Raw genomic sequence first — 26,638 nt, 5'->3', positions numbered from 1 at the left:
ATCAAGATCAAGATCAAGATCAAGATCAAAAGCAGATCAAAAGCCTGAGCTTAATGACCGGCTTCCAGCATGTTTTCCGGGCGTACCCACTGGTCGAACTCTTCATCGGTGAGGTAGCCCAGGTCCAGCGCAGCCTGGCGTAGCGTCAGGCCTTCGGCGTAAGCCTTTTTGGCGATCTGCGCCGACTTGTCGTAGCCGATGTGCGGGTTGAGCGCTGTCACCAGCATCAGGCCGCGCTCCAGGTGCTCGGCCATTTGCTCGGCGTCGGGCTCAAGGCCGGCGATGCAGTGTTCCTGGAAGTTGTTGCAACCGTCGGCCAGCAGGCGGATCGACTCCAGCAGGTTATGGATGATCACCGGCTTGTACACGTTCAACTGCAAGTGGCCTTGGCTGGCGGCAATGCCGATGGTCACGTCATTGCCCAGCACCTGGCAGGCCAGCATCGACAGCGCTTCGCACTGCGTGGGGTTGACCTTGCCCGGCATGATCGAGCTGCCCGGCTCGTTGGCCGGCAGTTTCACTTCTGCCAACCCGGCGCGTGGGCCGGAGCCGAGCAGGCGCAGGTCGTTGGCGAGTTTCATCAGGGCCACGGCCAGGGTTTTTAGGGCGCCGTGCAGGGTTACCAGCGGCTCATGGCCGGAGAGGGCGGCAAATTTGTTCGGTGCGGTGACGAATGGCAGCCCTGACAGCGCGGCCAGTTCGGCGGCAATCGCCTCGCCAAAGCCGTGGGGCGAATTGAGCCCGGTACCGACGGCGGTGCCGCCTTGGGCCAGTTCGCAGACTGGGGGCAGGGCGCTGCGGATCGCGCGTTCGGCGTAATCGAGCTGTGCGATAAACGCTGAGACTTCCTGGCCAAAGGTGATCGGCGTGGCGTCCATCATGTGGGTGCGGCCGGTCTTGACCAGCTTCATGTGCCGCGCCGACAGTTCCGCCAGCCCACCCGACAGGTGGGTGATCGCCGGCAGCAGCTGTTTGTTCACCGCCTGCACCGTCGCGATGCTCATGGCGGTGGGGAAGCAGTCGTTGGAACTCTGGGAGCGGTTCACATGATCGTTAGGGTGCACCGGGCTCTTGCCGCCGCGGGTCTTGCCCGACAGCTCGTTGGCACGGCCGGCGATCACTTCGTTGGCGTTCATGTTGCTCTGGGTGCCGCTGCCGGTCTGCCACACCACCAGCGGGAACTGGTCGTCATGTTGACCGTCGAGCACTTCATCGGCGGCCTGTTCGATCAGGCGGGCGATGTCGGCGGGCAAATCGCCATTGCGGTCGTTGACCCGCGCCGCAGCTTTCTTGATCAGGGCCAGGGCGTGCAGTACCGCCAATGGCATGCGTTGCTCGCCGATGGCGAAGTTCACCAGTGAACGTTGGGTCTGCGCGCCCCAGTAAGCGTCATCCGGGACATGGACTTCTCCCAGGCTGTCGGTTTCGATACGGCTCATCGGGCACACTCCTTCAGGTTCGTTTGCGCAGTTTAGGCCGTGATGGGCTTTGGGGGTTCCCTAAAAGACTTTTCATCGGATGCAAGTCCCGCAAAACCAGGCCCAACAGGGCCTGGGGTTGAGCCGGGAGGTTTTTTAGGCGCAGAATGGGCGCCCTTGGGGTCTTACCTCGCCTGCTAGAAAGGAAACTCGATGACTCGTCTTCGTGCCATCTGTACCGCGGTTGCTCTGGTTTGCGCCAGCGGCCAAGTCTTTGCCGATACCGCCAGCCATAACGCCAGTGCCGAAGCCTTCCTTACCCTGGCCCACGCTGACAAGCTGGGTACCCCGGTGTACATGCAAGTGCAGCAAATGTTCGCCCAGCGTTTCGAACAGACCAAGGCGCCTGCCGCCAAGCAGTCCGTACTGGACACCTACCAGGCCAAGGCTAACGCCGCCCTAGACCAGGCTATCGGCTGGCCGAAGCTGAAACCGGACATGGTCAAGCTCTACACCACTAACTTCAGCGAATCCGAGCTCAAGGACCTGGTTGCGTTCTACCAGTCACCACTGGGCAAGAAAGTCCTGGAAAAAATGCCGCAACTGACCCAGCAATCGGCGCAGATGACCCAGGCCAAGCTGGAAAGCGCCGTGCCGGTGGTGAACAAGCTGTTGGAAGACATGACCAACGAGCTGACGCCTAAAGCTGCTGCACCGGCCAAGAAGAAGTAAGCAGGAATGACCATGCAACAGCGTATCGAAACGGCGCTCGCCGCCCTGAGCCCGCAACACATGAGCGTGCTGGATGAAAGCCACATGCACAGCCGTGGGTTGCAGACCCACTTCAAGGCCGTGCTGGTCAGCCAGCAGTTCGAGGGGCTTAACCGCGTCAAGCGCCACCAGACGGTCTACGCCACGTTGGGTGACCTGATGAGCGAATTTCATGCGTTGGCGCTGCATACCTACACGCCTGAAGAATGGGCGAGAATCGACGCAGCCCCGGCCTCGCCGACCTGCGCCGGCGGGCATTGAATATCGTCTCGACCCGCGCGAGCGGGTCGAGGCGATGCCAGCCCCGGATACATAAAATATCTTCCAGTACCACCTTGCTCCCCCCCAACATCCTTAGGCTTTCAAGACTACTTATTCAGAAATAGGGTCTTGAGGTCATGTCTAATTCCATCCATCGAAATACGCCATCCCTGGCCGCTTTCGACCCGCGTGGATTGATCGTCCGTAACATCGAGTATCACCGCTCAAGGGCACAGGTTGAGCCGCAAGTGCGTATCCATCGTCAGGTGTTTGGCAGTTCTGGCTTGATGATTGAGCAGTGGGATCCGCGGCTGTTGCAATTGTCGCGTTCACAGGCTGGCACTCAGGCCAATCAACGCACGGTCTACAGTCTTGGCGGGCATGCGTTGCGCATCGACAGCGTGGATGCCGGCTGGCGGCTTACGTTGCCGGGTGAGGCCGGGCAGTTACTGGAAGAGTGGGATGGGCGGGGCGCCCATCAGGCGCATCACTACGACCAATACGTGCGGCCCGTCGCCGTCTTCGAGCAGGCGGCCAATGACGAGCAACCCCTGTGTGTCGAGCGTCTTGCCTACGCTTCACGCTCGGACGAAGAGGCCGCACGCAATCGCTGTGGCCAGGTGATTCGTCATGATGACGGCGGCGGTTCGTTGTTCCACGAGTTTTATGGGCTGCACGGAGGGGTTGTCCAGCAGACTCGACGCTTCCGGCAGGCGAGCGCTGTGCTGGGTTGGCCGCTGCTCGATGTACAACGCGACGTGCGCCTGGAACCTGAGCGTTTCCAGACATCAACGGGTTTCAACGCGCTGGGTGAGCGCCTGCATCATGTGGATGCCAAGGGCAATCGCCTTGAGTATGCCTATGGCATTGACGGCCAGCCGGCGAGCATCTTTGTGTTGCCCACGGGCGGCGTGCGCACGCAGTTAATGGGCCAGCGTCGCTACAATGCGGCGGGTCAAGTGATCAGTGAGCGCGCCGGGAATGGCGTTGTGCGTACCTTGCTCTACCGTGAAGCCGATGGTCGCTTGCGGCAGATGAGTGCCCGTGTGCAGGGGCCGACGAGCACAGCGCTGCAAGATCTGACCTACGATTATGATTGCGTCGGCAACATTGTGCGGATCGACGATCTGGCCCAGCCGACACAATGGTCGAGCAACACCCGGATCAGTTCGGCCAGCGTCTATGAGTACGACACGTTATCGCAATTGACCAAGGCCACCGGGCGCGAAACCGCCGGCAACAAGGGTGGCCCCGCGTTACCGGCGAGGGTGGCGTTCGGGTCGACTGACGACAGCGTCTGGCGTCGTTACACCCAGCAGTTCAGCTATGACGCGGCCGGCAATTTGCTTGAGTTGCAGCATGTGCCCAGCAGCGGCACGGGTTTCACGCGCCAGATGAGCGTGGCCGCCCGCAGCAATCATTTCGTGCCGCAGGCCGATGGCAGTGCTGTGCCGGGGTTGGGGCAGGACTTTGACCGCAACGGCAATCTGCAAGCGCTGGAGGGCGACCATGGGATGGGCTGGGATGTGCGCAATCAACTGGTGCGCATCACGCAGGTGCTGCGCGAGGGAGGAAACGACGATGAGGAACGCTACGCGTACGATGCGACCGGTCGACGCCTCCTCAAGCACCGGGTAACCCAAGCCAAGGGCGTGGTGCATACGGCGCAGGTGCGCTACTTGCCAGGATTGGAGATTCGCCATGACAGTGCAACGGGTGAGCAACTGAATGTACTCAACCTCGACGTCGGTACCCTCACCGTTCGGGTACTGTCCTGGGATCGTCACCCTTCGGGGGGCCGCCAGGATGTGCAGATCCGTTATGGCTTGTCGGACCACTTGGGCAGCAGCACTATGGAGCTGGGCGAGCAGGCACAACTGCTCAGCCAAGAAAGCTACTATCCCTACGGCGGTACCGCGTGGTGGGCGGCGAAAAGCGCCAGCGAAGCGAGCTATAAATTCATCCGTTATTCGGGCAAGGAGCGCGATGCCAGTGGGCTGTCCTACTACGGCTTCAGGTATTACGCGCCGTGGTTGTGTCGCTGGATCAGCCCGGACCCGACCGGCGATGCCGATGGCTTGAATGTGTACGCCATGGTTGGCGGTAACCCCATTACCAAGGTTGATAAGCAGGGGTTGGCGGCGACACCGGCTTTGGAGCAGCCGCGCCAGATGCAACTGCGCAGGCTGTCCATCAGCCGCAGGCTCGCGCTGATGGAGCGCGTTTTTCGACCCAGGATACAGGCCGGTTCATCGGCCGCGATTCGTGATGGTTTATCCACCTATATCTCCAATACCCTTTGGACGGGCGTCGATCTGGCGGTCTTCAACACCCTCCAGCCCACGGCGCAACGCAACCAAATCTTGCGCATTACCGTCGCGGTGCTGGATGCAGTGTCTACGGCACACATGAGCACCGGTATCGCCGGTAACTGGACGCAACATGCGCCACAGATCGGTGCTCTTTTTGCAGGTGCCGCGGGTATGGGGTATGCCGTTTATGGCGACTCGATAGGTGATCAAGCGGAGCACAGCTGGGACCCGGTGGCGGTCCAGCGGTTGGGCGGGCATGTGCGCTCGCTCTCCAGGGAACTCGTGCAGCAGGTCATGCGTGGGCACGGTACCGGCGTCTCCTGGGGCAGCACGCCCCTGCGGGGCAGGGTGACGCGCACCGCCGGGGCGACGGCGGCCTATGCCCTTGCAACCGTGGCTAACGCGGTATACGGCGGGGAAGTACCTGTGCTGATGCAACCTAATGTCTCACCTGCAATAGAAGCTTACGACGGAGCGATGGGAACGATGATTCGTGGCGGTCACCCGACGGCCGTCCACGATCCCCATGGCCAAACCCTGCAGCTGCCGGACCCTGTCGCGACGATGCACGGTGGGCTGAGCAGAATGTTCAATCAGGTGTGGACGCACTGGGCCGCGTCCGGTATCGAGGCATTGGCCGTTGCGCTGACGGGCTTACCCGTGGCCGCCCAGGGCCGGATGACGCGCAATATTGTGATGGCGGCCCGCGGCATGATTTCCGCGCTGACCGAATGGCGTGGCTTTTTCGTACAGTTTGCCAGGGGCGGGTATTCGACCTTGGCGACGGCCTGGCGCCGAGCCCCGCGGCCTAACTAAGTAGGAGGGTGAATGGGCTGGCGCAGCGGCTCATTCATATATCGACACACTACATTGCCCTCAGTACCGCGTGTGCGTGTGAGCTATCTCTAGGCTTGGCTGATCTTTTGCTATTTGGGTTATTGCGCCATGTCTTATCTGCTACACCAACATACGCCCACGCTATCGGCCATTGACCCTCGTGGCTTGGCGGTCCGCAGTGTGGCCTACCATCGTGACACCTCCCAGGATCAGCCCCGCGCACGTATCGGCCGTCGGGTGTTTGGCAGCCAAGGTTGGCTGCTGGAACAGTGGGACCCTCGGCTGCACGCGCTGAGTGAGTCGGCACCGGCCACCGTCAGCCCCAATCAGCGCCAGTATTACAGCCTCTCGGGGCAATTGCTGCGTACCGACAGTGTGGACGCCGGCTGGCAGATGTCACTGTTGGGCGTGGGCGGTCAAGTGCTGGAGCGCTGGGACGCCCGAGGCTCTCACCAGTGTTATGAGTACGATCCCCAGGTGCGCCCTTTGGCCATCTTCGAACAAGCGGCGGATCAGCTTGCGCGGCGCTGTGTCGAGCGCCTGACTTATGCGGCAGCCGAGCCCGCCGAGGTGGCCGGCAACCGTTGTGGTCGACTGATTCGTCATGCGGACCCGGCCGGTGTTTTGTTGATGGGTGAGTACGGGGTCGGTGGGAGCGTCATCAAGCAGACGCGACGGTTTCGCATGGATACTTCGACAGTTGACTGGCCATCGAGCGATGAGAATCAAGCCGAACAGCTAGAGCCCAACGCCCATACCACGACCTGGCGCTACGATGCCCTGGGGGCGCTGTTGGAGCAGATCGACGCCAAGGGCAATCGCCGGCACAGGCGCTATGGGCAACAAGGCTGGCTGCTGGAGGTTGCTCTGACCCTACGCGGGGGCACGCGCCAAGTGTTGATGAATCAGCGTGTGTACAACGCCAGCGGTCTGGTGGAGTCCGAACGGATGGGCAATGACGTCACCAAGATGGCGAAATACGCCGCTGAGGATAATCGTTTGTTGCAGCTGACGGTGTATCGCAAGGGCGAGGCCGCCAAGCCTCTACAGGACCTTGTATACGAGTACGACCCGGTAGGTAACATCCTCAGCCTCAGCGACCAGGCCCAGCCGACTAAATGGCACAGCAATGCTCGCATTGATGCGGTCAGTCGTTACCAGTACGACAGTTTGTACCAGTTAACCCAGGCCAGCGGTCGGGAAAATGCCGGCAACAGCGGTGGTCAGGCAACTGCGCAGCGGATGACGTTCGGTGCAACCGACCCCGGACTCTGGCGCAATTACACCCAGCATTATACCTACGATGAGAATGGCAACTTGACACGCCTTCGCCATGTGCCGAGCAGTGGAGCAGGTTATACCCGGGACATGAATGTAGCTGTGGGCAGCAATCGCGCCTTGTCGTCCACTGACGGTGCGCCGCAACAATGGGCAACGATGTTTGATGCCAACGGTAATCAGCAAATGCTGGGCGGCGGCCAGCAGCTAGGCTGGAACGTGCGTAACCAACTCACTCACGCGACCCAGGTGCAGCGAGAGCAGGGTGACCCTGATGTGGAAAGTTATCTCTACGACAGTCAGGGCCAGCGGGCAGCCAAAATCAGAAGTCAGCAGGTTGCCGAGAAACCCCATGCACATATCACGTGTTACTTGCCGGGTTTGCACCTGCATATACAACCTGGCAAGCGCTTGAGCGTGCTGGACATTGATACGGGCGGCGGCCGGGTCACGGTGTTGCAGTGGGAGGCCGGTGGCCCCAGTGATATGAGTGAAGAACAGTTGCAATTCAGTATCCTTGATCACCTCAATAGCCATTTACTGGAGCTGGACGAGCAAGCGCAGTTGTTGAGCCAGGAGCATTATTATCCTTATGGCGCAACGGCGTGGTGGGCTACCAACGGTACGCAGCGGGCCACCTATAAGATTCGCCGCTACGCGGGTAAGGAGCGCGACGCGACAGGGTTGTATTACTACGGATCGCGGTATTACGCGCCGTGGTTGCAACGCTGGATCAGCCCGGACCCATTGGGTGATGTGGACGGTCTGAATCTGTACGCGCTGACGTTGGGCAACCCCCTGCGATTCACGGACGCCGACGGCACGCAAACGTCGTTTGGCGAACAATTTCAACCCAGTCGAGGCGATATCATTTTCGGTAAGGGGAGTACCGTGGCTAGCTACCGCAGCTTCTGGTCAAAGCTGACGGCACGCGGGGACGCAATGGTCACCTATTTCGGGGTTAAAGAGCTGGGGGCGGCGATGGCGAGGTTGAAAAAAGAAAGTGTCTCCACGTTCATTGAGTACGGGGAGGGCAGACTCAGCGTCGACGAGTTCGAGCAACGGCTCGAGGTGCACGGCGCACCGGTTGCACAGCAGTTCTATGACGCCATTAAGTCGAAGTATGCGGGCTGTACGTCGACCGCCGCCAACCGAGAGTTCGCGAAGAAATTCGTGAGTGACTATTCTTCTGGCACCTATTCGTTTGAGCAAACCCTTTTAGACCATGGCATGAGCTTGAGTACGTTCGAGGGCAAGCTGGTCAGCCGCGCCAGTAAGTCGGCTTTGAAGACTCTGACGGACCCTCAGAGCATTCGCCAGGTGCATTTTGCGCTTGATCATCTGGATATGGGCAACGTGATCAATAAGACCGAGACTTCTTTCGCAGGTTCGGAGCTGCGCTGGCTTTATCGGCATCGATCACGCGTGCCAGGCCATGTGACTTTCTATCACCAGAAACAACAGGTTGAGGCCCCTTGGCGGTCCGACCCCTCCCTTTGGCGTCGCTACAAACCGGTCAGCTCAATATCCAGCGCCAGGGTTTCAGGGCGGGCCACACACTGACTGAACGGATCAGCGTGGCCGCCTTGCAACGGTGAGGTGGCCACGCTGGCCCAGGCTTTACTGTTCAGTCAATGGGGTTACCTGGAGTGCTCCCTCCGTGTCGTTTTCATCCTCGTTGACGGTGTACCAGGCCCAATAGGTGGCGCGCCGCATGAATCCTCCTGCGGTCAGTGTCTGTGTCGGGCGTCCGAGAGGGTCGTAGAATTGTCGGTCGCTGTGGCCCAGTTCGCGCATGGATTGATCGTTGACGTAGGCGTGCTTGTCGGCGAAGTAGGGGCGGTAGACGCGAACGACCAGGCCCTTGTTGTTGTATTCGACACGCTCGCTGACGCGCCAGCGGGGGGCGGCTTGCACTTGGCGCAGCTGTTTTTTGAAGGTGCCGGGTGCCGTATCAGGTATTTCGTCGACCAGCAGATTGCCCTGGTCGTCGACCGCATTGGCCAGGCCTGGCTCAGTCTTTTGCTTGGTCTGCAAGGTACGACCAAAGCCATCCCAACAGGTCAAGGTCATGCGGATCTGTTGGGCGGCATCGTCCGGGTAGCGGTCGGCTTGCAACATGAGCCCATGTACCGGTGTCTGGCTGGCTTTGTCGATCAACGCCTTGAGGTGTTTTTCGCTGCCGCTGAGCACCTGGCGACCGCTCAGGCGTACCCGCGTGCTCATACGTATATGCCCGCTGGGGAGCAGATAGGCTTTAGTGATCCACTCTGGCTTGACCAAGGCCAAGTCGATTGCACCCATCCAACTGAACGGTGCGTAGCAGTGTGTGCTGGCCATTTTCTGCAACACGCTTTGCGCATGCTCTATGGCAAACTCGGGTGTTACATGCTTGAGCGGGCGGTAGCTTTCCAATGCGTCGAAACCCACTCTGCGACTTTGTTCGTGACCGTGAAAGGTGTTAGTGAGCAGCTGCCCGAAACCGTCGTAAAGCGCTTCTTGAATATTGCCATTGGGGTCGACAATTTTTGTCGGCAGCAGCAATTGATAGTCGTATTCGGCTTTGGTCACGCAACCGTCGGGCATTTTTACTTGCACGGTTTGCAACACGTAGGGGTCATAGTAGAGCCTTGTTTCGCCATGGGCCTCGGTGGCCCGCAGCGCCCTTATCCGGTAAAACTGGGTGGCCTTGCCATAGCGGGGAAAGTGCCGGCGAATCGACCACAGGCGATTTTCCTCGGGCGGCACCTCGCCGTCGAATAGAAAAAACAACGCCATGGTGTGATAGCCGCTGTCGCTGAGCTTTTGCACCAGGTTAACGGCAGGTTGGTTGGGCATCGCCGGTATGTCCTTGTAAACATCCAGCGCGTTGTCATTCAGTTCTGCGGTTTCCAGGTAATCGGTCAAGGCCTGGGCAGTGGCGACGCCGGGCGCCAGGGTTTTACCGAGACTACCGGCTTGCCGATAGCGCTGCACCGACAAGCTGCTCAGTTCACGCTTGGCACCTGCGGCCAATGGCCCGTCGCTGTTGTCGATGAACCATTCATAGGCTATACGCCCAAGGTCTAACCCCAAGGCCGTGGGGGCTTTGCCCAGCACCAGGGTATTTTGTCGTTGGCGGTACGGCAAGGCCAGACGCCAGTGTTGTGCGTCGTCCAGATGAATGTGTTGTGCCAGCGTTTCGCTCAGGTAATAGGACTGTTGCGCGCTGTCATGGGTATCGCGCCACCAGCGCTTGTGATGCTCATCGACCAGCACGGCGGGCGGTGAGCTGTTGGCGCTTGTACGGCGGGCATAGTGCAGGGTGACGCCATGCACCAGGTAACCATAGGCATCCCAGCGCAGGTTGATCTGGTGCTGGCACACGGGATCATCTTCCACCCCTTCATATTGATAGCTGATGGACTCCAGGGCTAATGGAAGTAGCCGGGCATAGGGTGTATGGGCACTGTTCGGCGCCAGCTCACGGATCAGATAACGCTGTTGCGTGACTGTATAGGGCACTGCGCCTTGCGCCGGGTCCGCCGCTGTCACCTCCACCCGTAGCACGCTGCCGCTGAGTGCGCGTGCCACTTCGCGTGCCAGCGACGGCGCAGGATCGCTGATCAAGTCGTCGTGATGATCCAGCGGCTGTGCCCCGGACGTCGCCCTGTATCGGCTGACCAGCGTGCGACCCATGGCCTTGGCCTGTGGGTCGTGAGTACTGTGGCCGAGGGTGGGCATGTCGATGGATTGCCCGGTATGAAACCAGGTTTTGGTGCGCACGGGTGCGCTGAAACCCTGGGTGTGTTGTGTGTCTTTGCTGCTTTCGGTGTCGGTTTGCAGCACAAGCCCGAAGCCACGAAATTCGCGATCCGTGCGGTCATAATAAGCCTGGCGATAGCGCCAGTGTTGGGTCAGTTGGTTGCCGGTAATTTCGTCTCGCTGCGTGTGTTGACTGACCAGCAGCAGCGCAAAGGGTAAATGGCAGATAGCAGGCTGGCCGTTGCCTTGGCGCTCACGTTTTTCATCCAGCCATTGCTGGGCACTGCTGCGATACTTGATCGAGGACTGAGCGCCCATGTTGTTGTTGGTTCGCAGGAGCAACCAGGGTTTTTGGGTGAAAAAGTCGTAGCGCCAATGTACGCGGGTCTGGTGGGCGGCGGTCAGGATCAGGCTCGGACAGCCCAGGCCGCTCACGTCGACGACGTTGACCTGACATTGGTCGTCATACCGCACGCCCTCTGGCCACGGCACGTTGATCGCCTTTGCCTCGAAGCCGTTACCGCCTTTATTGAGGAAAATACTCAGGTGAGCGGCGCTCAAATACAAAAAGTCCGTAGCACCCCCTCCATTCAGGTCGACGAGCAGTACATTGGCCGCCTTGAACGTTTCATATAGGAACGGCAACGTGGCGAACACAAACCCCCGGGCAAAACGTCCTCGACCCAGGTTTGGCCAACATTTCACTTCGTTATGGCGGATACGCACCAGATGCTGCTGGCCCGTGGCGAGCACATCACTGAACGCCACCAGTTCGTTGGGCGAAGCGGAAACGATCGGCAAAGCGTCGTCGAGCGTATGAGGCACCTCGATGGCGGGCGCGAAGCCGGTGTTTCGGCGAGAGGCATACAGGCGCACGCTACGGGGGCCGATCATGGCAACGTCATGATGCCCGGCCCCCATCAAATCGGCGAGTATTCCCTGGGGATGGAAGAATTCTGACGGGAACGCATCGAACGGCGTGAAGGTTGACCAATTGCGCTGTTCGTCCAGGCTGAAAAAGCCGCTCATCCCCGGTTGGGCAACCAGCCAGTCCAGACGGCCATCACCGTTCACATCGGCCAGCGCCTGGTGGATGGGCCGGGTGCTGTCGGCGACCGGTACCCGCGCCAACGCCTGGGCAGCGCCGTAAATCATCTCGTCGCCGGTTTGCGTGTATTGCGCCCTGAGCGGTTCACGGTAGTACCAACTCTTTTCAGCGCGATACAACACACCGGGTATGCCTTCGCCATACAAATCGACCAGTTGATAACGATCGCTGTCATGCAGCCCGGGCAGCGAACTAAACGGCCGATAGCGGCTCGGGTCCACCTTGAGCTGGCTTGATTGGTAAAAACACTCCAGCGGCGGGCGGCTCACGCTATTGCCCGAGCGGTCGAAGGCCTGCTCATGGGCCCCAGTCAACAGGCTGACATGGCTGTGGGCGCGGTATTCCAGCAGCAGACGTTTGACCAGCACCGGGTCGGCGCCCATTTGCGCTTCTTTGGGAAAGTGGTGATACATCAGAATCTGGCTGCAACAGCGCAGGGTGCGTAACTCGAAGCCGAACGAAAAATCCGAGCAGGGGTCGGGCCGTTCCGGCCATTTGCGAGTGGTCTTAAACGTCGGCCGCTGATCCAGTTCAAGGGCCCGTTCGCCATAGTCAAAGAGCAACTGAAAGTGCCAGCCCATGTCCGGCTCATCGTCGGTCTGCCACAGGTAAAGCTGTTCCTGCTCCCTGGCGGTGAAGTTGCCGTAGCAGACCCGCTCCAGGTAGTGCTGGGCGCGACAGTCCCTCGGGTAGCGTGAGTGATCGGTTTCTTTTCTGTAGTGATAATAAATGTGCTCGCCGTGGGCATTCAGGCTTTCCTGCAACAACCATTGCGCCACATGGTGCGGGTGGTCCGGATCGGCAATCCGGGCCAACGGGGTTTTCCCGTAAAAGTGCTGACTGCCATCGGCACTTTGTATCAACCAGAAGCCTGCCGTATCGGTTGCACTATGCCAGTGCTCGATAAGGTCGAAGTGGCTTTCGAGCCTGGGAAAGTGCCGGGTGACCGTGTATGTAATGGTCAGTGGCAAACCCTTGAACGAGGTCGGGCGGCGGCTGACGATTGCACCTTCGGCATCGCGTTCGGGTAGCCATATGTGCGCGTCGGGGCCCACCAGTACGTCGTGTTCGGTGTAGGCCGGCACGCCATGGGAGGTACGCCGGCTGACGGCTGGCAGGGGCACCCCCCAACCCAACCCGAAGGGGCCGTTACCGGCGCTGCTGTGGTAGGCCAGCGACATGGCCGGCGCATAGCTGCGTGCGGGAGAAATCGGCAAGGGAATTTCAAAGGTGGCCATACCGCTGGTGCCGACATCGCCCCAGCCTTTGCCGACGCCTTGAATGGCGCCGCCGCCTTTGGGCAGGGCCGGGGTATTGACCTGCAGGTTGAGCGTATCGTCGTTCATGCCTGGCCCCCGCTGGCCACTGGCACCCTGGCGGTGTAGCGCAGGTGAATGACAATATCGTTGATCGATTCGAGTACGGCTTTTTGCTGGGCAGGGTTGGGGAATTCCAGGGTCCAGTTGGAAATGGCTCCGGTGTATTCAAACGGCAGGTATCGCGGATCGTTGTCGAAGCTGAGGGTAAACAGGCCGTCATCATCCAGCCCGCGTGACAAGGCGATTTGCTGGTGTGCCCTGAGGTCGGTTTTGGTGGTGCCATCAGGCATCTGAATTTTATTACTGGTTTGGGTCAATGTCGCCTTGATGTCTTCATAAGGCCCCAGCGTGGCGGGAAGTGAGACGCTGACGTGCTTGATCCGCCGCAGGGTGTGTCCAGGATAGTCCTCGTCCAGCAACGCGTGGGTCAGGGCAAAACCAACCGTGCCGCTGCTTACCAGCCCCGCCTTATGCTCGGCCCAGGTTTTGGCGGTTTGCGAGGCCTGTCCTGCGGTTATGACTGAGCACTCGATCAAGCGATGGCGCAGCGACACGGTTTTGCTGATTTCCAGCTCGCGTGGCGTGTGCTGCAGGTACGCAGTGTTCATTTTCACCAGGTTCAGTTTCAAGTTTTCAGCGCTCAACAGTCCTCGGGAGGTGTGGTGCCAGGCTTCACCTTGAAAGAACTGCCGGCTCTCAGCGGTCTCATACTGCCAGCAGGCTTCAGCGGCCAGGCACAGGGAGTGGACGCTGTCATACAGTGCGTAATAGAACGTGCTCAGTTGCGCGGTGAGCCATTGATAAAGCTGTGCCCCTGTAAAGCGCATGCCGAGCAGTTGGTAGGCTGACTTGGCCTGGGCCAATGCGGTGTGGGCACTGCGCAGTTGCAGGCGAGTGGCTTTTTCCTGCTCGGCATGCACCAGCAGCAGGGCGTCGATCTGGGCCAGTTCCAGGCGGGCCTGTTGTTCGGCGTGGGCCCACTCCTGGGCACGACGATTGAATTGCTCGGTGCGCTCCAGCTCGTTACCGTTGGCGCGGGCGGTGTTGGCCTCGCCCTGGGCGAAGGCCTGGTAGGCTTGAAACACGCCCTCAAAACGCATACCCCCGAACGACGTACCGAAGATATTGGGCGCGAGCATGGCGGCACCGGCGCCCATACCGGCAATCGCGACTTTTCTCTCCCAGGCGGCGCTCTCCAGATAATGTTGGCCGGCCGAAATTTCGCCGGTGCTGATGCCTTCGCTGAGCTGATGCGCCAGGAAGTCCAGTCGTCCTTGGGCGATTGCGCGACTGCGACGTAGTGCGTCTTTGTTTTTTTCGTCGATGACCAGGGCCTGGGTCTGCTGGGTCAGCACCAGTTCGGCCAATTGCCACGCGTTTTGTTGTTGCACCTCAAGGTAGTGCGCCTGTTCCTTGCGCTCGATCAGCGTGAGTAGCGTGGTGCCGAACTGCGCCAGGCTGTCGACCGCGCTCAAGGCATGCCCCTGCATGACCTGGAACCGGTAGTGACCCACTTCAGGACGGACCGGCGACAGGGCACTGGCGCCACCCGCGCCGCTCTGTGCGTTTCGCGTCAGCAGGGCGGTGGGGGGCAAGAGGGCCGCAAAGAGGGGTTGGCGCAACGGCTTGCTGGCAATGTCTAGATGATGGCGCAGCCCATGCAGGCGACTTTCCAATGTGTCCCAGCGGGCTACCCGTTGCGTGTTTAACGGGCGGTACAGGTAGGGGCTGTCCGTGAGCCAAGCGCTTTGTCCCGTGGTTTTGCACTGCTCGGACAGTAGCGTGGTGTATTCGAGTTGCTGTTCCAGCTTGCGTATTGCCTGGGAGGATGTGTTCGCCAGGGTCTCCAGTGTGCGCGAGGTCCAAGTATCGGCGCGCGTGACCGTCGGACGTGGGCCGAGCAGGTTCTGCGCCTGGATGTACCAGAGTTTGGCTTCGGCCAGGCTGTCGGGACTCAACTGGCGATAGGCCGCGTCGCCCCGGTTGATCAGAATATCCACATTGAGGTGGTACAACGCCTTGCGCAGGTATGTCGGAAAACTGAGAGCCAGGTAATGCGGGCTCTCGGGGTGTTGGCAGGCGTAGCTCAGCTCGGCGGGGTTGCTGGGCAGCGAACTCAGCGCCCCGGCATTGGGTTGGCGAGGGTCGAACAGGTACTGCAACCAGGTTTCGGCGTTAGCGTATTGCTGTTGCTGGTTGAAGTAATGGGCGATGGTCCAGGGCAAATAGATAAACAGTTCACGCAAACTTTTGCCGTGCGCACCCTGGAAGTCCAGGGGCACGCGTGAGGCGTCAGCAGCCAATGCCGGTTCCGTCCAATCCCCAGGGGATCGTAAAAACAAAGGGTCGAAGCTGAGCATGGCAGCCTGGGTCAATTGACTCGCCACGCTGGTATTGAGTCGAATTGCCGGGATCTTCGGGGCGAAGCTTGTGGAAAAATCAATGGATTCGGCTGTCTCTCCGGTGTCTTGCTGTTGGCGCGTGATACGAGGGGAATGCGCAGGCTTGTCGACGGCAGGGGATGTGCCGAGGGCGCATTTGACAGCCTTGAGCGCATAGCCGAGAACGCTCACCTTGTTCTCTTGACTCTCAAGTGTGATGACGCCATGGATCACCGTGATGGCTGATGCGGTTTGCTCATTGGGTAACGTTATCCGTGCACTCGCCAGATGCCCGTCGGCTAATTCTGGGGACGCGCCCGCCAGACTTTCGTGTTCGGTGTCCGTGAAGTTAAGGACTCGGGCAGTGTTGTTATTGATGGCTTGCGGGGTGGGTACGTCTTCCAGTTTGGACTGCATGATGACGTGCTTGTAGAAACGCACCTTGGGCATGGAAGTGTGGGTGGACTCAAGCCTCAGGTCATTCATGAAGTGCAGTTTTTTGTTGGCGGTCTCATCCGCTGGCAAGTTGTAGCCGCTGTAGCGGTCGAGTATCGCCAGGAAGGGGTCCTGATGATGGGTATACAAGTGGAGGAATGCATTTTTGTTGAGAAACTTCCCGGCCAGGGAGTATTCAGTGACGGGCTTAGTTTGACCTTGTAGTCCCGTTCTTAAGTCCGGCATCGTCCTCATCTGCGGCACAAGGTTCAACAATATGGAGCCTTTGTCATAGATGGCGTTGGAAAAGCTTTTTCCGGTCCTGGGGTTTTTAAAGAACATCGAGTGGTGTGTGGCGTCTCCGACGGGGTGTATCGCGCAGTCGATCCTGATGATCGAGCCGCTGATGAGTTCAACGTCGGATAAGGTCGGGTCATGCAACGCAGACTTGGTGACCAGGGTAATGCTGAACGCGGTTTTCTGGGAGGCAAGGGTGATGCTGTAAGTCTGCAGAAAGGGCCGAGTGGTTTTCGAGGTGAAGACGAACTCGTGGGTGACGGGATCAAAGATTGTGGTAGCGGTATCGGCAGCCTTTATATCCTCGCTTCTGGATTCAAAGTCCCACGCCGTCTGGTGGTCGTTGTCGAGTTGTTGAGCCGCCAAGGTGACGGTTCCTATGTCCTGCTCCTGCGCTACGCGGGTCTTAAACTGTAAGTTGTCCTTGTTTATATCGAAAAACAGGCGGAAGTATTGGTGGGCGAACGGGGGGAGTAACACGCTGGAAAATACGTTGTCCGGGTCGACGCTGCCCAGCAACGCGCTCTGCAGTGGCGTGTTTTGTGTCGCCTCATAGGCTTCCAGCAACCTGATGGTTTCCTGAGCAACGTCGGAGCCCGGCACGATCGTGTATCGGCCATGGCTGCCCGCTGAAGCGACGATTTTTATACCCAATGACTGATCGACACTGATGGCCTGGAAGAATTCGCCCATGTGGTCGGTGCCATGATTTAGCGTATTGGCCCTTATCCCCAGGAACAGTGTGTGAGGGGAGCGGCTATCAACTACGGCAACGGTCTGCGTGATGCTGATAAGTTGCGCCGACGTGAGCGCGTTGATACCCCGCGTAACGCAGTGTTCTTCCAGGCCCGTGTGCGGAAGGCTCCAAGTGCCATCCAGTTTTTTATAGGAAAAACACAGGCGAAACTTCACGAACCGGCTGTTCAGCCACTCAGTCTGGCGTTGTTTTTCGTCGTCGTTGTCCTCGTCGTCACCATTGCCGTTTCCCTGTGCCTTGAAGGATTGGTAGGGCGCAGGCTTGATGCTCTCGGCCCAAACAATGAACAACCGATGATTGAACATCACGGGGCGAACACTGTGGGCGGGCGTATCGGCGGGAAACGTCAGGTTGATGGGTTTCCAGTCTGTCCAGGCCAGGGGCGCAGGTGCCTCAGCCTTGACGGAGGAGCGTTTGGACAGGTCCAGCGAACGCCAGTAATAGAGCTCATCGGTGGTGGATTTGCCGACGAAGTAATAGGTGCTGGTATCCCACTGTTTGACGTTGCCATCGATGTAGCCATTGAGCGTCTGAATGCTGGCGACTTCTTCGAACCGTGACAGGTAGCCTTGCACGGCATTCTGCACGGTGGCGGGTTGAATCCGATGCTGGCTGAGCTCGTTTTCCAGTTGCTCAAAGTTCTCGCTCTTGTCCTCGCGCAGCGTGGGGTCGAGGAAGTTTTGCGGGTGATAGCGCAGTTGCTGGCTGGCGCTCCACAGGGGGTAAGTGTGCAGGGAGTTCTGCCAGGCCAGGGTCTCGTGAGGCGACATGCCCAGGGTTTCATAACCCGGTTCGAGGCCCAAGTGAATCCGGTTGATGTAGTGCTGCAGGCTGGTGATCGCACTGGCGACCGGGCTGGTTGGCACTGCTTGGCTGACTTGTGCGTCCAGCAGCCAGTAGTCGTACAGGTCGTTGGGTGTGCGCAACGAGTCTTTAAGGGAGGGGCTGATGCAGTGAGCCAGATAGTAGCTCAGCATGGCATCACGCCAGGCTTCATTGAGGCGCTGGTCGAGGGTCTCAGACATGGTCATTCCTTGAGTCTGGTGGTTGAGAGTAAGCCGTTATTGATGTGCGGCGATGATGGCTTCGCCCACGAGCTTCCATTTACTGAAGTCGCTGGCGTTATTCAGTTCGCGGGTGTTGAGCAGTGTTTGGCTGGAGAGCCGGGTGATGGTGCAGGCTTGTCGACAGCGCATGATCCAATCCAGTTGGTCCATGGACTTGACCCTGCGTTCGGGCAAGGTCTCAGTGAGTACCCGCAGTTCTTTTTCGTCCCACCGCAACCATTGACTTAGCCGAGTATCGAGGGCTAGAGGCTCGTTGCTGTTGGCGCTCTGGAAATACGCCAAGAGGCTGTCCTGTGCCAGGCCATACGTATCGCAGCAGTCTCTGAAACGCTGCAATAGATAGAGTGTGCCCAGGCTCAGCTCGAGCAGCCCTGTGGTTGACTGAGCGCTGCCCAGCCAATGGGAGTTGAGCAGCAACTGACGCAGTGAGGCGCTGTTAACCGGCAACGGCAACAGCGTGCTGATATCCGGCGCCAGCAGGATCAGGTGGTTGGGCTCAGTCTCCGTTTTTTTGAAATGTAGCGTGTAGTGGAGCTTGAGCTCGTTGCTGTAGAGGGCCGGCGCTGGGTTTTCCAAGAACTGCTGGATGCACGCCTCAAGTCCCTTTGGCAGTAAGTCGACCCAGCGCTTCAGCGCCGGGTTATCAGTGGCGGGTTCCAGCAGCAATCGCTGGCGCAACTGCGTCACGCTGGTGTTACTGTCCCTGAGCCACGTGACGGCCCAGTCCAATTGCATGAGTGCATCGAGAAAGTCCATCTCGGTGCTCAATGTGGGGGTGGTCAGCGTGCTCCAGGTGGACGGGCCGAGCAGGTCGGCCAGTTGTTTGCAGTGCAAGACCGAAAGGCCGAAAACCTGGGCGATGCGTGTCAGCCGATAGATCACGGAGTACGTGGCAATATTCCTGACGACAGGTTTGGGTAACGCGTCTGTCAGCAGTTGCAGCGAATCCGGCGTATCACTCAACGCCAACGCGGCGCAAAGCTGCTGGCGGGTATGGGTATCGAAGGCTTGGTCGTCCAGCGGTAGCAGTCGCCCGGACAACAGCGTGCGATTGAACACCTGATCGAATAAGGGTTGCTCGTTGGCGCTGGCCTGCACGGGGAGGCGATCCAGCCACGCCGAAAACTCCAGCGGCTTGAGCCTGTAGCGCCTACGGAGGTAGCGGTAGACCCCCAGTGCGCGCAGGGTGGTGTGGCTTATCTGAAGCGCGGCGTTGGCTGTGCCCTCAAACACCATGGCGCTGACGATCAGCGTATCCAGTTCGGCGAACGGTAGATCGACCCACTTTTGCAGGCGGATCATCCGATGCAGGCGGTCGAACCGATCGGGGCTGGTATTGAGTAGATTCGCAGTTTCCCCGTCGCCGGATTGGCCGACCTCGAGCTTGGGCTGACGGTCTGTGCCATTGACATAGCGGGCACCATAGGTCAGCAACGTTTGTTTAGGCGCCGAGCGGGAGGCATGGGGGGCGAAACTGTTTTGCGCCAGAAGCGCTTGTAACTGGGTAGTGTCGAGCGCCGTACATTTCAGAAAGTCGTCAAGGTTTTCCGGTGCGCGGGGTCTGCCAAAGTAGGTTTCAAACAGTGTGCTTTGCGTGACGGGTGGCTGCGTCAACAGTTTTTGCTGTTGGGGATTCAGTTCGCTTAGCAGGCATTGCGCGTCCCCATTGCGCGTTTTGACCGTGCCATACAGTGCGCTGCCGGCAGCGTCAAACGGCAGCCGCTTGCTGAGTCGATAATTCAATTCACCCAAGGCGTGCTGGGTTCCCGACAGCCCCAGGCGGCATTGAAGGTGATGATGGTGGTAAGGCAGCGTCAAGGGGTAGTGTTGCCCACTGAGCAGCGAGTGCAACTTCTCCTGCGGGTGATGGTGTTTGATCTGTTTGCGCAACATCTCATCGATCAGCGTCAGCAGCGGGCGCTGGGCGAAGGTCGTGTCGTGGTCAATCGGTAAATTTTTCAGGTCTGGGCGGCGTTGGTTCAAGAGGATTTTGGCTTTCGTTCCCCTGCCGTTTTTTTCAAGCTGAGTTGCAAAAAGAAACAGCGCACGCAGGTAGGCGACAGGCGAATCGATAGCGGCGATGGCATCGGGGTGGCAGGCATTCCCCCAGTCCTCGTTGAGCAGGCTGGGCACGTTCGATTCCACGTCGCGTTTGCTACGCGTGGGGGCTGGAGCGTTCACGTGTTGTTGGTCGTACAGCCATTGCAACTGCGTGGTGTAGGACAGCGCATTTTCGTAAGCTTGGGCGCCATCGTCATCATTGCAGCGGGCAAGTTGATGGATGAACTCGGTCTTGGGCAGCTCGACGATGTCAAAGACGCTGGTGAAGCCGAGTTGATGCATGGCAGTGGTGAAGTCGACCTTCCCAGCGCCTGGAGGGACGGGCCGTTCCACCAGTCTGGCCAATAACGAGCGGTTTGAAGTTTCCATGTCATCGATCTTCCTGTGAGCCCAAAGGTGGATCCAATGGGCGACGCAAGACGCTATCACTTAGGCTGTGCGGGCCGAGGTCAGCCAAAGCCGTGAGTGAGTCAAGGAAATATCGGTGACTGAGTGTCGATGCAGTGGCGTCGCGGTTTTGTTAGAATGCGCGCCGCGCGGCTTGGCCTACATTTTTCTAAATCCGGTTCACCCCTTACGAGGGTAGCCACCTGGAGATAACACCGATGACTCAACCGATCGTCGTGGCGGCACTGTATAAGTTCGTCACCCTCGAAGATTACGTCGCCCTGCGCGAGCCACTGCTGCAGGCAATGGTCGACAACGGCATCAAAGGCACCTTGCTGATCGCCGAAGAAGGCATCAACGGCACCGTTTCCGGCAGCCGCGAAGGCATTGATGGCCTGATGGCCTGGCTGAAGAATGACCCACGCATGGACGATATCGACCACAAAGAGTCGTACTGCGATGACCAACCGTTCTACCGCACCAAGGTCAAGCTCAAGAAAGAGATCGTGACCCTGGGCGTCGAAGGCGTCGACCCGAACAAAAAAGTCGGCACCTACGTCAACCCGCAAGACTGGAATGCGCTAATCAGCGACCCCGAAGTGCTGTTGATCGATACCCGCAACGATTACGAAGTGTCGATCGGCACCTTTGAGGGCGCAATCGACCCGAAAACCACCAGTTTTCGCGAATTTCCCGACTATATCAAAGCCAACTTCGACCCCGCCAAGCACAAGAAAGTCGCCATGTTCTGTACCGGCGGCATTCGTTGCGAAAAGGCGTCGAGCTACATGCTCAGCGAAGGCTTTGACGAGGTTTACCACCTCAAGGGCGGCATCCTGAAGTACCTCGAAGAGGTGCCGCAGGCAGAAACCAAGTGGCAGGGCGACTGCTTTGTGTTCGACAACCGCGTGACCGTGCGCCACGACTTGAGCGAAGGCGACTACGATCAATGTCATGCCTGCCGCACACCGGTCAGCGTAGAAGACCGTGCGTCCGAGCACTATGTGGCTGGCATCAGTTGCCCGCATTGCTGGGATAAGCTGCCGGAGAAGACCCGTCGCAGCGCCATAGACCGGCAAAAGCAGATTGAGCTGGCCAAGGCCCGCAACATGCCGCACCCGATTGGTTTCAACTATAAGCAAACCCCTTCCGAGGCCTGACCCAATGCCCGCGCGCCTGCTCTATGTGATGGACCCGATGTGTTCCTGGTGCTGGGGCTTTGCTCCGGTGGCCGAGGCGTTGGTGGAGCAGGCCCAGGCCGCAGGCGTGGAGCTGCACCTGGTGGTGGGCGGCTTGCGCACCGGCAGCGGCGCGGCGTTGGAGCCGACCACCCGGCGCTACATCCTCGAACACTGGCAGGCGGTCACCGAGGCCACCGGCCAGCCGTTCAAGCATGAAGGCGCCTTGCCCGACGGCTTTGTCTATGACACCGAGCCTGCGTGCCGCGCCATCGTTACGGCGCGCAGCCTGGCACCGGATTGTGCCTGGAAACTGCTGGGGCTGATCCAGCGCGCGTTTTATGTCGAGGGCCGCGATGTGACCCTCGCCAGCGTGCTGGTAGAGCTGGCCGAGGCGGCGGGCATCCCGCGCATCGAGTTCGCCGGTGCGTTCGACCGCGCCGAGCAACACGCCGCAACAGCCGCCGACTTCACGTGGGTGCAGGATTTGGGCATTGCCGGCTTCCCGACGCTGTTGGCCGAGCGTAATGGCCAGCTTGCGTTACTGACCAACGGCTACCAGCCGCTGTCCGAGCTGTCGCCCTTGCTCGCCCGTTGGTTGGAGCGCGCCACCTGTGCATGACGAGCCTGGGCATGACCAGCCCGACCTTTCTGAGCAGCCCAAGCGCACCGATCGACTGACCTGGGCGGAAATTCGCCGCCTGGCCCTGCGTCACAAAAAAGCCCTGTGGATCGCCAATGGCGTCGCCGTGCTGGCGACCCTGTGCAGCGTGCCCATCCCCTTGCTGTTGCCCCTGCTGGTGGACGAAGTGCTGCTGGGCCATGGCGATGCCGCGCTCAAGGTGATGAACAACGCATTGCCTCTGGGGTGGCAGAAGGCTGCCGGTTATATCGGCTTGATGCTGCTGGTGACGCTGTTCCTGCGCTGTGGCGCATTGGTGTTCAACGTGGTGCAGGCGCGGCTGTTTGCGCGGCTGGCCAAGGACATCGTGTACCGCATCCGCGTACGCCTGATCGAACGGCTCAAGCGCATTTCCCTCGGCGAATACGAAAGCCTGGGCAGCGGCACGGTCACCACGCACTTGGTCACCGACCTGGACACGCTGGACAAGTTTGTCGGCGAAACCCTCAGCCGCTTCTTGGTGGCCATGCTCACCTTGGTCGGCACCTCGGCGATTCTGGTGTGGATGCACTGGCAGTTGGCGCTGCTGATCTTGCTGTTCAACCCGCTGGTGATCTACGCCACAGTGCAGTTGGGCAAGCGCGTCAAACACCTGAAGAAGCTCGAGAACGACAGCACCTCGCGTTTCACCCAGGCGCTGACCGAAACCCTTGATGCCATCCAAGAAGTGCGCGCTGGCAACCGCCAGGGCTTTTTCCTCGGGCGCCTCGGCCAGCGTGCCCAGGAAGTGCGCGACTACGCCATTCACTCACAATGGAAAACCGACGCCTCCAGCCGCGCCAGTGGCTTGTTGTTCCAGTTCGGCATCGACATCTTTCGCGCGGCGGCGATGCTCACGGTGCTGTTTTCCGACTTGTCCATCGGCCAGATGCTCGCGGTGTTCAGCTACCTGTGGTTCATGATCGGCCCGGTGGAGCAACTGCTGAACCTGCAATACGCCTACTACGCAGCGGGCGGGGCGTTGACGCGGATCAACGAGCTGCTGGCGCGTGCCGACGAGCCGCAATACGCCGGTGGCGCAGACCCGTTCACCGGGCTTGAGACGGTCGGCATCGAAGTGCGCGGCCTCGATTTCGGCTACGGCGAAGAGCTGGTGCTCAACCAACTGAACCTGGTTATCGCGCCGGGCGAGAAGGTGGCGATTGTCGGCGCCAGCGGCGGCGGTAAAAGTACCTTGGTGCAACTGCTGCTGGGGCTTTATACGCCGCAGGCCGGCAGTATTCGTTTCGGCGGCGCCACCCAGCAGGAAATCGGCCTTGCGACCATCCGCGAGAACGTCGCCGTGGTGTTGCAACACCCGGCATTGTTCAACGATACCGTGCGCGCCAACCTGACCATGGGCCGTTCGCGTTCGGACCAGGCGTGCTGGCAGGCGCTGGAAATCGCCCAGCTGGATGCTACCGTCAAGGCGCTACCTTTGGGCCTGGACAGTGTGGTGGGGCGCTCCGGCGTGCGTTTCTCCGGCGGTCAGCGCCAACGCCTGGCCATCGCGCGAATGGTGCTGGCCGAGCCTAAAGTGGTGATTCTGGATGAGGCCACCTCCGCCTTGGACGCCGCCACCGAGTACAACTTGCACCAAGCGTTGGCGCGGTTTCTCAGTGGGCGTACTACACTGATCATCGCTCACCGGCTTTCAGCGGTGAAACAGGCTGACCGGGTGTTAGTGTTTGATGGTGGGCATATCGCCGAAGATGGCGACCATCAGCAATTGATCGCGGAGGGTGGGTTGTACGCCAAACTTTACGGGCACCTGCAACAAGTGCGTTGAGTTAGCCTAAGCTGTGCTATCGGGAGCGGATTTTCGCGTGCGTATTAAGCTGTGCATGTGCAAGGGACTTCATGAAGCAGAAGCGGACTCTCGGAGCGACGTTAATCAGACCTCGGCTGCTGGGCATCGTCTGGCCCTTTATTGCCGTTGTACTGTTCCAGGCATTGTTAGGCAGCGTCAGTCTGTACGTGCTTTCAGCGGTGCGGGGTTATGTGGCGGGTGAGAGCTTATGGTCCAAGGGCCAGAAAGACGCTATCTACTACCTGACCCTCTACGCCGATAATCGCGACCCTGCCACTTACCTCAAATACCAGCAAGCCATCGCCGTGCCCCAGGGCGGGCATGAGTTACGTGTCGCCCTGGATCGCGTCAGCCCCGACCTTCCCGCCGCGCGCCTGGGCATCCTCAAGGGCGGCAACCACCCTGATGACGTGTCCAGCCTGATCTGGCTGTACCTCAATTTTCGCCATTTCAGCTACTTGGAAAAAGCCATTGAACTGTGGACTGTGGGCGACGGTTATCTGGTGCAGTTGGATGACTTGGCTCAGGCGATGCACCAAGCGATCCGCACCAATCAAGTCAACAGCAACGATGTACGGGACTGGAAGACGCGCATCACGGCCATTAACGATGGCGTCACACCGGCGGCGAAGGCGTTCAGCGATGCCTTGGGCGAGGGCTCGCGGGTCATCCTGCGGCTGTTGTTGATCACCAATCTGGCCACGGCCTTGGGCCTGATCGCCCTGGCGCTGCTGCGCACGCACAAGCTGCTGACCCAGCGCCATGAGTTTGCCAGCGCGCTGCAAGCGGAGAAGGAGCGGGCGCAGATTACCCTGGAGTCGATTGGTGACGGCGTGATCACCACCGATGTCGACGGCGCTATCGCCTACATGAACCCGGCGGCCGAGGCGCTGACCCACTGGAAGACCGCCCAGGCTCAAGGCTTGCCCTTGGCCGCGTTGTTCAGCCTGCTCGATGAAAATGCCGAGCCTGACGGCTTTACCCTGATCGAGCACATCATCAAGGGCGAACTCAGTGGCGGCAGCGAGCATTCCAAGCTGATCCAGCGCGTGGACGGCAGTACGGTCTCGGTGACGCTGGTGGGCGCGCCGATCCGCAGTGCCGGTAAGGTCAGTGGCGCGGTGCTGGTGCTGCACGACATGACCCAGGAGCGCCAGTACATCGCCAACCTGTCGTGGCAAGCGACCCATGATGCCTTGACTGGCTTGGCCAACCGGCGCGAATTCGAGTTCCGCCTGGAGCAGGTGCTGCAACGGGTAGCACGGCAGAAAAATGCTCGGCATGCGTTGATGTTCCTCGACCTGGACCAGTTCAAGCTGGTCAACGATACCTGCGGCCATGCTGCCGGTGACGAGTTGTTGCGGCATATCTGCGCGCTGCTGCAATCGGACCTGCGCGAGGGTGACACCCTGGCACGTCTGGGCGGCGACGAGTTTGGCATCCTCTTGGAGAATTGCCCGGCGCCGGTTGCGGAGAAGATCGCTGAGAGCCTGCGCCATACCGCGCAAAACCTGCATTTCGTGTGGAAAGGCCGACCGTTCATGACCACCGTCAGTATTGGCCTGGTGCATATCTCGCAAACCCCGACCACGTTGGAAACCTCGCTGCGCGCCGCCGACATGGCCTGTTACATGGCCAAGGAAAAGGGCCGCAACCGCGTGCAGGTCTACCATGCCGATGACTCGGAGTTGTCCCTGCGGTTTGGAGAAATGGCTTGGGTGCAGCGCCTGCACATGGCCCTGGAGGAAAATCGGTTTTGCTTGTATGCGCAGGAAATTTCGCCTTTGGGCCACACCGAAGGCGGCAATGGTCATGTGGAAATTCTGCTGCGCCTGCACGACGAGGCCGGTCGGATCATTTTGCCGGACAGTTTTATCCCCGCCGCCGAGCGTTATGGCCTGATGACATCGCTGGACCGCTGGGTGGTAGAGAACGTGTTCAAGATTATTGCCAACTGCATGCTTGAGCGGCCAGACCGGCCAATGGCGATGTGTGCGATTAATCTGTCAGGTATTACTATTGGCGATGACGACTTTCTCGGATTTTTGCGTGAGAAATTCGCGGTTTATAACATTCCGCCAGAAATGATATGTTTTGAAATAACAGAGACCAGTGCTATCGCAAATTTGGGTAGTGCGATTCGTTTTATTAATGAACTCAAAGCGTTAGGTTGCTATTTCTCACTGGATGACTTTTGTGCCGGAATGTCCTCATTCGCCTATCTCAAACATTTACCTGTAGACTTCCTGAAGATCGATGGAAGTTTCGTAAAGGATATGCTGGACGACCCGATTAACCGCGCGATGGTCGAAGTGATCAACCACATCGGCCACGTCATGGGTAAGCGCACCATTGCCGAGTTTGTTGAAACACCGCAAATCGAACAGGCTTTACTTGAGATCGGTGTGGATTACGCTCAGGGCTACCTGATTGAACGCCCGCAATTGTTTACCTTTGATAGCTTGCAGTGTCGACCTGTGCGGCCGCAGCCTCTGTTATTCAAGGCGCCCGGCACATTCCGTTGAAACATTTGCTGGTCTGTACTATCACACTAAA

12 protein-coding genes are annotated in these 26,638 nt (G+C 59.4%); 8 read left to right on the top strand and 4 right to left on the bottom strand.

The genetic code is table 11. The features are described from left to right. Positions 1-50: 50 nt before the first annotated feature. A complete protein-coding gene (locus KZH41_RS21495; protein ID WP_263273668.1) occupies positions 51-1,439 on the bottom strand; it encodes a class II fumarate hydratase in 1,389 nt (462 codons plus the stop codon). A 192-nt stretch (positions 1,440-1,631) separates the two neighbouring features. Here KZH41_RS21495 and KZH41_RS21490 point away from each other — a divergent pair, with 192 nt between their 5' ends. The 4 genes from KZH41_RS21490 (at position 1,632) to KZH41_RS21475 (ending at position 8,440) form a co-directional block, all read left to right on the top strand. Further along, entirely contained in the window at positions 1,632-2,150 is a 519-nt protein-coding gene (locus tag KZH41_RS21490; RefSeq protein WP_094949882.1) for a DUF2059 domain-containing protein, read from the top strand. Between the two features lie 6 nt (positions 2,151-2,156). Then, positions 2,157-2,450: a BolA family protein gene (locus KZH41_RS21485; RefSeq protein ID WP_094949881.1), complete on the top strand. Its 294-nt coding sequence runs from the start codon at positions 2,157-2,159 to the stop codon at positions 2,448-2,450. 137 nt (positions 2,451-2,587) lie between these two features. Then, positions 2,588-5,578, top strand: a complete 2,991-nt coding sequence (locus tag KZH41_RS21480; RefSeq protein WP_094949880.1) for an RHS repeat-associated core domain-containing protein — start codon at positions 2,588-2,590, stop codon at positions 5,576-5,578. 258 nt (positions 5,579-5,836) lie between these two features. Continuing rightward, the gene (locus KZH41_RS21475) at positions 5,837-8,440 is read left to right on the top strand and encodes an RHS repeat domain-containing protein (RefSeq protein WP_263273667.1); all 2,604 of its coding nucleotides are present in this window, start codon (positions 5,837-5,839) and stop codon (positions 8,438-8,440) included. 57 nt (positions 8,441-8,497) lie between these two features. Here the strand turns inward: KZH41_RS21475 and KZH41_RS21470 are convergent, their stop codons facing one another. The 3 genes from KZH41_RS21470 to KZH41_RS21460 are packed head-to-tail and all read right to left on the bottom strand — an operon-like array spanning position 8,498 to position 20,391. Continuing rightward, a complete protein-coding gene (locus tag KZH41_RS21470; RefSeq protein ID WP_263273666.1) occupies positions 8,498-13,075 on the bottom strand; it encodes a SpvB/TcaC N-terminal domain-containing protein in 4,578 nt (1,525 codons plus the stop codon). Then, a complete protein-coding gene (locus tag KZH41_RS21465) occupies positions 13,072-17,943 on the bottom strand; it encodes a neuraminidase-like domain-containing protein (protein WP_263273665.1) in 4,872 nt (1,623 codons plus the stop codon). Before KZH41_RS21465 ends, KZH41_RS21470 begins: the two co-directional genes overlap by 4 nt. Before the next feature lie 36 nt (positions 17,944-17,979). Then, the gene (locus KZH41_RS21460; protein ID WP_263273664.1) at positions 17,980-20,391 is read right to left on the bottom strand and encodes a Tc toxin subunit A; all 2,412 of its coding nucleotides are present in this window, start codon (positions 20,389-20,391) and stop codon (positions 17,980-17,982) included. 260 nt (positions 20,392-20,651) lie between these two features. Between KZH41_RS21460 and KZH41_RS21455 the strand changes: the two genes are divergently transcribed. From KZH41_RS21455 to KZH41_RS21440, 4 genes are all read left to right on the top strand, one after another. Beyond that, positions 20,652-21,593, top strand: a complete 942-nt coding sequence (locus tag KZH41_RS21455) for a rhodanese-related sulfurtransferase (RefSeq protein ID WP_094949875.1) — start codon at positions 20,652-20,654, stop codon at positions 21,591-21,593. A 37-nt stretch (positions 21,594-21,630) separates the two neighbouring features. Further along, positions 21,631-22,233, top strand: coding sequence for a DsbA family protein (locus tag KZH41_RS21450; protein WP_176462909.1), 603 nt, complete (start codon positions 21,631-21,633; stop codon positions 22,231-22,233). Then, a complete protein-coding gene (locus KZH41_RS21445; protein WP_263273663.1) occupies positions 22,226-24,061 on the top strand; it encodes an ABC transporter ATP-binding protein in 1,836 nt (611 codons plus the stop codon). Before KZH41_RS21450 ends, KZH41_RS21445 begins: the two co-directional genes overlap by 8 nt. A gap of 71 nt (positions 24,062-24,132) precedes the next feature. Then, complete coding sequence (locus tag KZH41_RS21440; RefSeq protein WP_263273662.1) at positions 24,133-26,607, top strand: EAL domain-containing protein; 2,475 nt, start codon at positions 24,133-24,135, stop codon at positions 26,605-26,607. Positions 26,608-26,638 lie beyond the last annotated feature (31 nt).

This window comes from Pseudomonas sp. YeP6b (assembly GCF_025642995.1).
GTDB lineage: Bacteria > Pseudomonadota > Gammaproteobacteria > Pseudomonadales > Pseudomonadaceae > Aquipseudomonas.
Note: the sequence above shows the minus strand (reverse complement) of the source record. Positions and strands in the feature narration are given on the sequence as shown.